General features: G+C 58.5%; 11 protein-coding genes. 1 reads left to right on the top strand and 10 read right to left on the bottom strand.

The genetic code is table 11. The features are described 5' to 3' along the window. Positions 1 to 75: 75 nt before the first annotated feature. The 4 genes from NSND_RS00735 to exbB form a co-directional block, all read right to left on the bottom strand. The gene (locus NSND_RS00735) at positions 76 to 531 is read right to left on the bottom strand and encodes a hypothetical protein (RefSeq protein WP_080877149.1); all 456 of its coding nucleotides are present in this window, start codon (positions 529 to 531) and stop codon (positions 76 to 78) included. Between the two features lie 36 nt (positions 532 to 567). Further along, on the bottom strand, positions 568 to 1,533 hold the full coding sequence (locus NSND_RS00730) for a TonB family protein (protein WP_080877148.1): 966 nt from the start codon (positions 1,531 to 1,533) through the stop codon (positions 568 to 570). Beyond that, complete coding sequence (locus NSND_RS00725; RefSeq protein WP_080877147.1) at positions 1,530 to 1,904, bottom strand: ExbD/TolR family protein; 375 nt, start codon at positions 1,902 to 1,904, stop codon at positions 1,530 to 1,532. The genes NSND_RS00730 and NSND_RS00725 overlap by 4 nt, the downstream gene beginning before the upstream one ends. Beyond that, positions 1,894 to 2,319, bottom strand: coding sequence for a TonB-system energizer ExbB (exbB, locus tag NSND_RS00720; protein WP_080877146.1), 426 nt, complete (start codon positions 2,317 to 2,319; stop codon positions 1,894 to 1,896). Before exbB ends, NSND_RS00725 begins: the two co-directional genes overlap by 11 nt. A gap of 329 nt (positions 2,320 to 2,648) precedes the next feature. On the opposite strand from exbB, the gene NSND_RS00715 reads away from it, so the two are divergent. Then, on the top strand, positions 2,649 to 4,754 hold the full coding sequence (locus tag NSND_RS00715) for an alpha/beta hydrolase family protein (protein WP_080877145.1): 2,106 nt from the start codon (positions 2,649 to 2,651) through the stop codon (positions 4,752 to 4,754). A gap of 170 nt (positions 4,755 to 4,924) precedes the next feature. Here the strand turns inward: NSND_RS00715 and NSND_RS00710 are convergent, their stop codons facing one another. From NSND_RS00710 to NSND_RS00685, 6 genes are all read right to left on the bottom strand, one after another. Then, the gene (locus tag NSND_RS00710; RefSeq protein ID WP_080877820.1) at positions 4,925 to 5,326 is read right to left on the bottom strand and encodes a cupin domain-containing protein; all 402 of its coding nucleotides are present in this window, start codon (positions 5,324 to 5,326) and stop codon (positions 4,925 to 4,927) included. 144 nt (positions 5,327 to 5,470) lie between these two features. Continuing rightward, complete coding sequence (locus tag NSND_RS00705; RefSeq protein ID WP_159450559.1) at positions 5,471 to 7,843, bottom strand: TonB-dependent siderophore receptor; 2,373 nt, start codon at positions 7,841 to 7,843, stop codon at positions 5,471 to 5,473. A 207-nt stretch (positions 7,844 to 8,050) separates the two neighbouring features. After that, the gene (locus NSND_RS00700) at positions 8,051 to 9,070 is read right to left on the bottom strand and encodes a FecR family protein (RefSeq protein WP_080877143.1); all 1,020 of its coding nucleotides are present in this window, start codon (positions 9,068 to 9,070) and stop codon (positions 8,051 to 8,053) included. Positions 9,071 to 9,104: 34 nt separating this feature from the next. Further along, on the bottom strand, positions 9,105 to 9,689 hold the full coding sequence (locus NSND_RS00695) for an RNA polymerase sigma factor (RefSeq protein WP_080877142.1): 585 nt from the start codon (positions 9,687 to 9,689) through the stop codon (positions 9,105 to 9,107). Positions 9,690 to 9,886: 197 nt separating this feature from the next. Beyond that, on the bottom strand, positions 9,887 to 10,141 hold the full coding sequence (locus tag NSND_RS00690; RefSeq protein ID WP_080877141.1) for a hypothetical protein: 255 nt from the start codon (positions 10,139 to 10,141) through the stop codon (positions 9,887 to 9,889). Between the two features lie 108 nt (positions 10,142 to 10,249). Further along, positions 10,250 to 12,811 (bottom strand): TonB-dependent siderophore receptor, encoded by a 2,562-nt coding sequence (locus NSND_RS00685; protein WP_080877140.1) that lies wholly within the window; start codon positions 12,809 to 12,811, stop codon positions 10,250 to 10,252. Positions 12,812 to 12,857 lie beyond the last annotated feature (46 nt).

Genomic DNA, 12,857 nt, shown 5'->3' with positions numbered 1-12,857 from the left:
CTGCTGGTCCTGGCTCCTGTTCATTCGGCCTCACGCGGCTCCCGACGGATGATCGGGAGGGGGCCCCGGTGCTGTTTACTTAAACTCGAGCTTCTTGAGACCGTGGACCGGCAGCTCAACTTGGCCGAAATCCGAGTCGCCTTTGAAGCTGCCGTCGATCGCCAGCGGAAAGTCGCCCGTCTTGCCGTTGGTCAAGGTGATGTGGAGCGTTGGCAGCGCCTTGTCCGCTCCGGGAGTCACCTCGACCTGTTTGACGCCGTCGAACTTGATGTTGACCGTGGCGGTGCCGCGTTTCACCGGCAGGTGCTTCAACTCGTGGGGGATGAACGAGGTCTCGCTCACCTTTTCTTCCCAATAGAACAGTACATTCTTCAGGTCGGTTTGCATGTCTTTCGCATCGGTTACGAGGGCGTGAAACGGTTTGTCGCCGTTCTGCTGGGCGGAGGCGGACGGTGCGTTCCAAGAAAGAGAGGCGGCGACAGCGGCGGTGACAACTAGGGCCGATTGTAAGAGATGGCGGCGTGACAACATGAATCCCTCCTGTTGGTCAAAATCTAGGGGAAATAATTAATTTGCCAATTGATATGTAATCGGGATATCGACGTCGATTGCTGCTCGTGCGATGTGATGCTTGACCTGAAGCGGAAAGACAGTCCGCACCATGTCGACTGTGTGACGATCCAACGCCGCGTGCCCCGAACTCTCCTTTAATACCAATTCGAGCAAATGGATCGCGCCTCCGCGTTGTTCGACGGTGAGTTTCAGAATGACGCGGCCTTTCCAACGGTTCCGTTTAGCCTCGGCCGGATAGCGTTTGTGCGGGTCGACCGAGGAAAAAATACTCTGCGCCAGCCAACCGAAGTCAGCCTGCGCCTCCGGACGGCCTCGCACCGTTCGCTGTTGAATGATCCGGTGCTGCACGGTTTCTACCGGCCGCTGAACGATCGCCTGTTCCACCTGTTGTGGAGCCTCTACGGGTGCGGGTGCCGCTTCGACCGCGGGGGCGTCGCTCACGACGGTGGCCACCTGCGTCACGGGTTCGGCCTGGCGCATCACCGGCGCTGCGGTGGGCGTTTGCTGGACAGCCGGAGTCTGTTGTTCCACGACGGCGACCTGCTCGACGGCGGCTTCAGTCCGCATCATGGCTTGCACCGGTTCAACCACAGTCTCTACCGGCTCCTGGACCGTGCGGTTGACCTCTTGAATGGCCTGAGCGGTTTGCACGGGCATGCTCTCCTGAACCGGCTGGATATGTTGAACCGGCTGCACTTCGCGGGTCGGCTGGATCGGCCGGACGACGGGCTGGGGCTTCACCGGTTGGACCTGTTNNGGGGGAGGCGCCGGTTCGGCCGCAGGAGGCGGAGACTGCACGACCGCGACATCCCACTTGAAGGTGGGCGGAGGCGGCGGAGGCAGTTCGGTGAGGAGCATCATTGCCATGCCCACGAAGAGGCCGTGCGTCGTCACGGAGAACGCCCAGCACAGCGAAGTACGTTGGCGCGGCGACGAGTCCCACTGGGCTGTCAGGCTCATGAACGTACCACCTCCAAGTTGACCTGCTGAAATCCAAGTCCGCGAATTTCATCGACAACAGCCACGAATCGATCCAGCACCGTCACCCGGTCGGCGCGCACCAGTACGGAAGATTCGCGCGGATGAGGATTGAGCACGATTCGTAGTCCGTCGCGTGGCACCGGCTGATCGTTCATGAAAAGCGAGCCCTCCGCCGTCAGGGTGATGACAAGCGGGACATCCTTGCGGTCTCCGGACTCCTTGGCCTTTGCCAGTTCGACGGGCACCTGGCCGGTGGTAATAAAGGTCGCCGTGGTCAGGACGATCACCAGTAAGACCAACATGACGTCCACCAGAGGAATGACATTGATCTGGTCGATGTCACGTCCCATGTTGAACCTTGAACTGGGTGAGGAGTTCCGTGACGCGCCGACGAAGCACGTTGTTGAGGACGACGCAGGGAATGGCGACGAGCAGCCCGACCGCCGTGGCCTTGAGGGCAAGACTGAGCCCGACCATGATCGATTGGACCGCCATGGTGCCTGAGGTGCCCATGCTATGAAACGTCAACATGATCCCGAGCACGGTTCCGAGCAGACCGATATATGGGGCGTTGGCCGCAACGGTGCCGATCACGACCAATCGTTTCGTGAGGGCCACCTCGAATTCCTGCTCGCTGTGAAAGCGTTTGACATCCACACGTCGAAAGAAAAACCATCGTTCCGTCGCCACGGCGACCGCCCAAAGACTCAGCGCGATCAGGAGCCCGATGATGCCGTAGTCGATCAGATGCTTCAGTCCCTCCATTGGAATGGATCCTTTCTGGTTACTCCGATCACGCTCTGCCGGTGCCCATGTAGGACAGAGCTCCAGCGCGTAGCACATCGTTACTAATGACGTATGAACGGGCACGTTCAACACCTTGGAATGAAAATAATTCTTAACTGATTGAAAGTATTGAATGTGTGTGTCTGGAAATGAAATGAAGTCGCCTCGTCCACGAGCACAATTACGGCGATGTGCCCTCTCTCCGCCGCGAGATTCGATCGTTCAATTGACCGCTTTTCAATCCCTTTCTACACTGTGCTCTGCTCTTGTGCTTAGTTGCCTTCACTCAATTTGATGAGGGGTGTGTCATGTCTGGTTGTCCGTTCTCCATTGCGATCACCGTTCCCCTTTGCCGCATGACGTCGACCCTTGACAGGACAATCCGGTCCACACACTTCATCGCACTGTCGACGCTGTTGATGATGACGGTCGCGCTCACCGGAGGCTGCACGACGGCTGAACGGCAGATTCCCGACCCATCGCCTGTGGACATCAGTGAGGAGTCGTCCGGCCGGATTCCGCTCAAGGCATTCGCATTCCTCCCCCAGGTCCGGACTATGGCGTTATCCCCCTCCGGAACGTATGTGGCCTTTGTCCAGAATACCGACGACAAAACCTACTTGGTCACGACGACCCATGACGGAAAAGCTCGCCGCATGCTGTTTGAAAGCGACAATAAAAAATACTCTCTTCGATGGTTTCGGTGGGTGAATGACGAGCGGCTCATCGTCGGGGTCGTAGTTGCGGATGTAGCGTATGGTTTGGGAGGGCCGTTCAGATGGACACAAACACGTCTCCTGGCCGTCAATCGCGACGGGTCGGATCTCAAGACAGATTTGGTGATGTCGTCCGGCGACATTCGCGGGCTGAGTCGCGAACATGTTCCGCAGCTTCAGGACAGGGTCATCGGCAAAATTCCTGGAGATAGCCGATCCGTACTCATTGCGCTTGACCTCAAAACCCCCACCTATCCCGATGTCTACAAATTGGACGTATATACAGGTCAGCGTGAGTTGATCGAGGGGAGCACCTACGGAATTCGGAGCTGGATGGCCGATCGACAGGGTGTCGTACGATTGGGAACGGCCGTCGAAGGAACCATCGTCCACATACTGGTCAAACCGGCAGGACAGGACCGCTGGCAGACGCTGAGAAAGTATGACGCATTGCGCGAGCCGGAGCTGATTCCATTGGGTTTTGACGAAGATCCGAATGTGCTATTTGTCCGGCAACCGCTGGATGGAAGAGCCGCTGTGTATAGCCTCAACATTTCTCAACCACACCTTCCGGCGAAATTGTTCGCCTCGCACGCGTCCTATGATATCGAAGGTGGTCTTGTCTATTCGGTCTGGCTGAAACAAGCCGTGGGCGTTCGCTATCAGGCGGATGAATTCGCAAGCATCTATTGGAATCCTGAGGCCAAAGAGCTGCAGATGAGACTCGATCTGGCCCTTCCTGGGCGAATGAATGCGATCTACAGCAGCAGTCAGGATGGCCGTAGACACATCGTGACCTCCAGCCATGCGACTCAGCCCACGGAGTGGTATCTGTTCGATGAGGAGCTCAATCGGCTCAATTTGATGGTGGAAGACTATCCACATCTGAAACCAAAAGACCTGATAAAACCGATACCGGTGTCCTTCAAGGCCAGGGATGGGATAGTCCTGCATGGCTATCTGACTCGTCCGACGAAGGCACAGCCGCGTCAGCCGTTGGTCTTGCTGCCTCATGGTGGACCGGGCAGCAGAGACGTGATGGATTTCGATTACTGGACCCAGTTTCTCGTGAGTCGCGGTTGGGCCGTGCTGCAAGTGAATTTTAGGGGCTCCAGAGGCTATGGCGACGAATTCTTGCAAGCGGGATTCAAGCGCTGGGGACTCGAAATGCAGGACGATCTGACGGATGCGGCTCAGTATGCGATCGACAACAGCATGGCCGATCCAAACCGCATCTGTATCGTCGGCGGAAGTTACGGTGGTTATGCCGCGTTGATGGGCACCGTCAAGACACCGGATTTCTATCGCTGCGCAGTGAGCTTCGCCGGAGTATCGGATCTGATCGGCTTCCTCAAAGAGAAGCGATCCTATCTCGACTACGAGTTGGGATGGGAACGGCAGTTAGGAGCCTGGTGGTCCGATCGCGAACGGCTTAAGGCAACGTCTCCTGTCAACCACGCCGACAAGATACGCACCCCGCTCTTGATCGTTCACGGGGCGGAGGATCGGACTGTGCCGGTTGAACAATCCCGCGCGATGGTCGATGCCTTGAAAGAAGCGGGTTTCAAGCACATGCGTTATGTCGAACTGCCGGATGGCGATCATTACCTCAGCCGCCAAGAGGACCGCCTCACGTTCTTCCGTGAGATGGAGCGGTTTCTCGCCACCCATCTCGATCAGGCGGGAGGGTCTGAATGAACTTGACCATGTATGCTGATGGGGAGAGGTCCGATTCAAACTGTCCGGCAGGTTTGCAGAGCGAGGCAGGGCTGGCCTTCGACAAGACCTTCGTGCAGCGGCCCGACGAGTCTCTCGTCAGCTCATGGAGTTACTCGCCCGCGCGCCGAGGATATGACCCGTAAACAGCCCTATTTCATTGACGTCCGACCGTCAAAATGATGATCGTGATCCGCGTCGGCTTCCTGCTTCGTTTTGTGAATGATTCCATCTTTATGTTCCGGAGGGCTATAGAGACTGTACAACTTAAGTGCTGCCGTTTTCCCGCTATTGACGACATTGTGCCTGGTCCCGGCCGGGATGACGACCGCAAAGCCGTCGCTCACCGCGTGGTTCTCTCCGTCCAGGACCACGATTCCCTCGCCCTCTTCGAAACGAATAAACTGATCCAACTCATGAACCTCTTCTCCGATTTCTTCACCAGGCTTGAGGCTCATCAACACCAGCTGGGAGTGTTGTGCCGTAAAGAGCACTCGACGGTAATACTGATTGTCGCGTGTGGCATCTTCGATTTGAATGAGATAGCCTTTCATGGCGATGCTCCCTTCGATCATGAATCCTCTGAACAAGGGGTCCAAGAAGGACACTGTACCCTGGCATCCCAAGGTGGACGAGTCAAGCGTCACGTATCGGCGACCGGACGACCGTCGATGAACAGGTAGGGTCTCATGCTGCGTTTACCATCGATAGGTGACGCTTCCCACCACAGTGCGCCGTTCGCCGAAGGTGCAAAAGAAACTGCCGCTCCGGTCGAAACAGCCGAATTGATCTTGATTGAAAATGTTGTTGAAGTTCAGCGCGAACCGATAATGCTTCCAGGTGTAGTCGATGGCGGCGTCCCCCACGACATAGCTGGGGACGCGAAAGGTGTTGGCTTCATCGCCGTAGGTATACCCGGTATACCGCGCTCCGCCGCCGATCCCGAACCCCTTCAGGCTCCCGCCGGAGAACGTGTATTTCACCCATAATGACCCGAATTGCCCGGGTGTCTGCGGCAGCCGTTTTCCCTTTTCGAGCGGGTTGGCGGTCTCCCTGACTTCGTTGTCCAGTAGGGTAAACGAAGCGATGACGTCCAGCCCGGAGTCGAAACTTGCCACCCCTTCCAACTCCAGACCTCGCGAACGGGCTTTTCCCCGCTGTACCTGGAGAAAGGCGCTCGGGTCGGTCTGGATGAAGTTTTCGCGCGTTAGGTCGAACAGTGCGGCGGTCAAGAGAGTGCGTGTCCTGGGAATTTGATACTTGATACCCAGTTCGTACTGACGGCCCGTTTCCGGCGTGAAGGCCTGTCCATTTGAGTTCACGCCGATCGCCGGAAGAAAAAAGGTCGAATAGCTGATGTAGGGAGCCAGGCCGTTGTCGAACAGATAGGTCAGAGCGGCGCGGCCGGTGGCTTTGCGATCTGCCTGACTCCTGCTCGGCGCCCCCGTCATTCGGTCTTGCGTCTCATCGCTCGCCCAATCGTGCCGGCCGCCGAGCGTCAACAGCCAATGGTCATAGAGCTTGACCTGATCTTGCAAATAGACGCCGGTTTGAAGCTGAGTGACCCGCTGATTCAGAAACACGGGAGGCAACGCAAAAGGGGCCCCATAATCGTAACGATTGAAAATATCGACATCGGTCGCCGCTCCGAAGGTTTGCCGCAAGTCTACGGTGATCCGCTGGAAGTCCAGTCCTCCCAGCACTTGATGCTGAAACGGACCGGTGGAGAATTTCCCATGCACCTGATTGTCGATGGTCAACGCATTCAGTTTGCCGAGCGACCCGTAGGCGAATCGCGAGACGGTGCGTTTGTCCGTGCCGAAACTGTTGCTGTAAGTGGTCAGGCCGTCGAGCTCGGTGGAACTGTAGCGGAGCTTGTGGACCACATCCCAGTCCGGCGCGAGGCCGTGTCGCACCTCATACCCCAAGGAGGATTCCGTTCTATTTTGCTTTTCGATATCGGGATGTCCGGTGAACCGGGATACCGGGATTCTGCCGTTAGAATTGAAGCGCAGTGAGCCTTCGGCCGGCAAGGCCTGCGAAGACCCGAGCTGATCTTTTTGAAAATGGGCCGAAAACGTGATCTGCGTTCGTGCCGCCGCCTGCCAGGTGACAGCGGGCGCAATGTAGATGCGATCGTTCGGCACCTGATCGAGCTGCGTGCCGCTTTCGCGAAACAGGCCGGTCAACCGGAAGGACAACACGTCGCTGTCATTCAGCTTGCCGCCGAAGTCGAACCGGCCTTCGTGACGGCCGAAGTTTCCCGTCAAGAACTGCACTTCGTGCAACGATTCCCGGGTCGGTCGCTTGGTGATGTAGTTCAACAATCCGCCGGGGCTTCCCTGCCCATAGAGAAATGAGGCCGGGCCGCGCAGCACGTCGATCTCTTCCGCGCCGTAGGGTTCAAGATTGTAGCTGACCGCGAAGCCGGGGTTGCGTAGCTGCAGACCGTCCCGAAACAATCCGTTCTGTGTGGCGTCGAATCCACGAAATCTCAGGAATGTAAAGCGGGGCTCGAAGCCGAACGGCTCGGCCTGTACACCCGGCGTGTAGCGCAGCGCCTCCGCGACCGAGTTGACCTCCTGGGCTACCATGCGACTGCGCGTGATCACGCTGATGGACTGGGGTGTTTCGATCAGCGGGATGTCGGTTTTTGTGGCGGTTTTCGTGCCCTCCGCCACATAGGACACATCGCCCTCTCGCTCCTGTACGTCCTTCACCAGGATCTCGGGCACTTTGAGCGGTTTCTCCGTGCGAGGGCGATCCCTCGCCGGCGGCGCGCTTTCGTGATTCGGTTCTGCAGGCGGGGTCACGACTGTGATGGTGTTCGGACCACCGGACTGAAACGACAACCCCGTGCCTTGCAGAAGGTGGTGCAGCGCCTGTTCGGGCGACAATTGCCCCGAGACCGGCGCGGACTGCAGATCCCGCACGCTGTCGGCCTTATACAACATCTGCACATGCGCCTGTTCCGCAAAGGCATCCAACGCCGCAGGCAACGATTGGGAGGGAATGTCGAACGACCACACCGCATCTTGAGCCGAGGCCTGTGCAGCGGCGAGGATTGTCATCGCGACTATGGCCGGCAAGATTTGAACGAGTGTGCATAACCACCGGCATATCGTGGTTTCCGTGTCTGATACGGCATCGCATGTTCTCGCGATCATCATCGTGCTCCCCCGCGCAGTGCTGTGGTGGTGAACGTTCTTCCCAATCTGTACAGAAGACGCGCGAAGGGTCGACTTCCCAACCTGTTCACGTGAAATTATCGGGGATTACTACGGACGCACGGACGACACCGGCGCACTGAGGATCATGTTCCCGTCGCGATGTGTGACGTGAACCGGGATGATGGTCGGCAGCGCTGTAAAAAATTCTTCGAGCTTCCGGTGGTCGAACACCCCGCTGACGGAGATGGCCCCCAGGGCAGGATCGGCCAGGAGAATTCGTCCAGTCCAGTAGCGCTCGATTTCCCGGATGGCGTCGCGCAATGGGATCCGGTCGAACCGGAGGGTGCCTTGCCGCCAGGCGGCGATCCGTCGCGGGTCGACATGATCGAGCAGCAACCACTCGCCTGCGGTGGTGTATGTGGCTCGTTCTCCAGGGCTCAGGACATGGGTTTGTGAAGCGCCGTTGTCTGTGGAGGGAAGAGCCACGCCGACCGCTCCGCTCTCGACGGCTACCAGTACGCGCTCGGCCTGCCGGTAGACCGCAAACTGCGTGCCGATGTCGCGGATGTGCCCGTTGAGTGCGACGACTTCGAACGGCCGGGCCGGATCTTTGGCGACCGTAAAATAGGCCTCGCCGGTGTGGAGGATCACCTGGCGTCCCCGGCCCCACATTCGTACCGTGACGCTGCTCTCGGTATTGAGATCCAGGATCGTGCCATCGGAGAGGGTGACGGTCTGTTGCCTGCCTTTGGCCGTGCGGTATGTGCTTTCGGTGACCGCGAAGGACCACCACCACAGGGTTCCGCTCACCAGAAGGAGCATCGCCGCCAACGCTGTCAATTGCCTGAGGATCCTGCCTCGATGTTCTCTCTGCGATTTCACCTGGATGGTCATCGCGTGGGCGAGGTGGAATTGCAATTCGGGACTGGGTCGAGTCGCAACGGCATCCACGTGTTTCCACGTCGCCTGTACCGCCAGGTACTCTGCGTGGTGGGCAGGGTCGGAGGCCAGCCATTGTTCGAAGAGCCCTGTGTCCTCGGCAGAACAGCCCGGTTCACGCAGGCGGAGAAACCATCGGATGGCGTCCTCGGCTGCAGTTCGTCGAGATGGAGGCAACGAATCGGTCATGACCGATCAAGGCCTTTGGCTGGTGGTAGAGATGTCACAGGTGTGACTGCAATCGTTGTCTGCATTGCGCCATGGCTTTCATCAAGTGTCGCTCCACCATCGAGGTCGAGATGCCGAGTCGTTCGGCAATCTCCGCCTGCTTCAACCCTGCGAAGCGGTAGAGCAGAAAGACATCCCGCCGGCGAGGCGGCATTTCAGTGATGGTCTGATCCAGTGCGCGTCTGAGCTGATTCCCCTCGAGCAGATAATCCGGCAGCGGAGCGGCGGATGGGGCTTCCTCCAGTTCGCTGAGATCGATCAGGAAACGATTGCGGACGGAAACTTTCCGGCTCGAGTCGATGGCGAGGTTGCGGGCAATGCGATAGAGAAACGCCCGTGGCTGGCGGACCACGTCCGGGTTATCGAGCGCGAGAAGTCTGGCGAAGGTTTCCTGCACCAGGTCCGCCGCTTCGTGCGGACAACGCAGCTGGGCCGTCAGGAAGCTTAGAAGTTCCCGATAGTATCCGGTGTATGCGCCCAGTGTGCGATTGGTCGGATTGGATTCCATGGTTGAGGCAGGTCCTTGCTCGGTTGCCTGAGCGCCGAGCGCATCATAAGGGGCCTGGCCCACAAGGGCCATGTCTACACTCCTGAATGTTGTGCGTTGTTCCTGGAAAAGGGTGACGGGCGAGAGCTGAAAAACCCAACCTCCAGGCAGGAAGCAGAGGGTCTTTCTGCTCGGCCCATTTGGCGATGAGGAGAGAGGCTGTATCTGAAGAGGAACGACCGATCGGGAGTGCCAGGCGGTGGCGTATCCGTTCGTGCAGACCGATGCCGTCAGCGATGCGTCGAGGTGTCGGCTCCGGCCTGCGGCTGGCGGTCTTCAACGTAGGAATACCCTTTGCCATGCATGCAGCCGCTGAGGTTGATGCCGCCTGCCAGGGTTTCTTTGTTATGTTCCTGCCCCGAGAGCACCTCCGCCTTGCAGTGTTCCCAGTCCTGTGCGGTTTGGTCTGCGGTATTCTCCGGATGAACCCATCGGCCTTCGACGCAGCCGGACAGGAGGAGGACCAGGAGTGCGAGGTAATGCATAGAATTCCTTTTCAGAGAATCGTTCGTTGTTTCCCCGGCGATGGCAGGTAAGGCGGACCACGGGATAACACCGGTGGCCCGCCTTCTGTATTCCGTACCGGGACGAGGTCAGAACCGCAGCCCCACGGTCGCTAGCACCGTCCGGGGTTCGCCGAAGAAGAACTGCGACGAGCCGTTGTAAGAGGTGGCGACGTATCGCTGATCCAGAAGGTTGCGGATATTGAGTGCGACGTTCACTCCTTTCGCTCCCAGCCAGTTGCCCTTCTGCAGATCCCGATTGTAGTACAGGGCTGCATCGGCTCTGATGTAGCCGGGCATGTCCACTTGCCCTTCGAAAATCGTGGAATTGCGACTGCTATAGGCGAACAGCCCTCCGCCGAATCCGAATCCCTGCAGCGGACCTTCCTGAAAATGGTACGTCGACCAGAGGGTGAACTTGTTGTAGGGCACGTTGGCCAGTCGTTTCGCCACCAGTGACAGATCGTTATCCTTGGTCACCTCGGCGTCGGTATAGGCATAGCCGGTGATCATGTTCCACCCCGGGGTGATTTGGGCGGTCACGTCCAATTCCACGCCCTGACTGCGTTGTTCACCTGTCTGGACAGAGAAGCCTTGCAGCGCCAGCGCCGGATCAGGGTTGGGCGTGAGTAGATTTTCACGGGTTAGGTGGAACCAGGCGAGGGTAGCCGACACGCGGTTGTCGAAGAGGAACGTTTTCATACCGACCTCGTATTGTGTCGACCGTTCCGGCTTGAACAGATTACCGTTGGGGTTGAAGGATGAGGGGGAACTCGGCTGAAACCCCTTGGTCCAGGACGTATAGAGCGAAATGGGTTCGATGGGTTGATAGACCAGTCCCAGTCGCGGGCTGACTGCATGGTTGTCCGACGCATGACTTGCCGTGGTCGATTGCGTCGATTGATGCACATAGTCGAAACGTAAGCCGCCCATGAATTTCAGGTTCGGCAGAAGGGTGATCTGGTCCTGCACATAGAACGCCGCGGTCTTGTTGTCGGCCTGGAAACTGACCCGGTCTCCGTCGAACGGCAACGGGCTGAGTGAGTAGTTCGGCGCGAAGAGATCCAAGGGCGGGGCCGAGCCCGAGGTGAAGATGAATTGATCGGTCTTCTCCTGCCGCAATTCGACACCGGTCAACAGCGTATGGTCCATCTCCAGAAAGCGAATATGGCCTACCACGTTGGTTACCATCGAATTGGCGTGCCGGCGGGCCACGGCCGGTTGCAACACCTGAAATCTTTGGAACGTGCGCTCGTCCGGTTCCAGAAAGAATCCGCCTGCGTATAGATTATTTTTGTCGTCCTCCACGATGGTATGTCTGAACGCATTGCGAATGGACCATTTGTCGTTGAACTGATGGGTGAGGTCATATCCGAAGCGATACGACGTGCGGTTGAACGTACTGAAGTCGCCGAGGGTCACGGAACGGTTGCGCGGAATGGGCCCGTTGAGGTTGGGGAGAATGGTCCCTTGAGCCGGCAGGCCGTAGGGGTCGTTGCTCCACCGTCTGAGATAATCGGCCTCGACGGTCAGCGTGGTCCGTGAGCTCATCAGCCAGGTGATGCTCGGCGCGATGGCCGCGAGATCGCGATTGGCATAGTCGATAAAACTGCCGGCTTTCTGCCCGGCTACGTTTAATCGATACAAGACGGTCTTATCGGCATTGAGCGGGCCGGTGGCATCAAGCTCGGATCGGTAGAAGTTGAAGTTTCCTAACGTGACATTGGCTGAATAGCCTGCATTCGGCAGGGGTTTGTTCGTCACGATGTTGATCACACCGCCAGGATCTCCCTGCCCGTAGAGGACGGCGGCCGGACCCTTCAGGACTTCAAGCCGGCGGATATTGTATGTGTCGGAGGCGGTGAATTGGGCGAAGGGATCCAGCAAGCCGTTGCGAAAGTAACTACGATCCGTCGCGCTGAAGCCCCGAATGATGAGCGAGTCGTAGAGGGAGGCCGCGGACTCCGTGGCGTTGATGCCGGACACGTTCTCCAACGTGTTCTGGAGCCGGAAGGTGCGCTGTTCTTCGATGACCTTGCGCGTGATGACCTGAATCGACTGCGGCACGTCGCGAATCGGCGTATCGGTCCTGGTGGCCGTGGTGGATTCCTCGGCGATATAGGTCTGGGCATCGTCGTCGCGCTCACGGACGTCCTTCACCACGATCTCCGGGACCTTCACCGACTTCTGAGCGGCGGGGCGCGACACAGCCTGAGGCGTGGGTTCTGTCGGCGGACTTTGAACCGTCGGAGCCGGCACGATCGGGAGGCCGGCGGCCTGCTCGAGTGTGACGCTCCCGGCGCTCGTGGTGCGATAGGAGAGGCCTGTGTCCTGTAACAGCATGCGCAGGGCCTCCTCCGGGGCATAGTCTCCCGAGACGCCTTGCGTCTGGAGGTCGCGGGCGATGGTCGCATCGAACAGCACTTCGATCTGCGTCGCGTCCGAAAACTGAAGCAGGGCGGAAGAGAGAGGCTGCGGGGCAATCGCAAAGGATCGCGAGACCGTGGAAGACGGCTCTTGCGCGTGGACGAAGGAGCCATGGCTTGCAAGCATCAGGAGAAGGCTGCAGAGCAGTACGTGAATCGAGGTGCAGGTGCCCGGTCGGGACTGGGTTTGCCGACGAGTGCACAGCGTCGTGATGGTTCCGAACATTGCTTGGTCCTTTCCGTCGTGGTGCGATGGGTGATGCGGCCGTCTT

Source organism: Nitrospira sp. ND1, from assembly GCF_900170025.1.
Lineage (GTDB): Bacteria > Nitrospirota > Nitrospiria > Nitrospirales > Nitrospiraceae > Nitrospira_A.
This window is presented reverse-complemented; position numbering and strand designations above follow the sequence as displayed.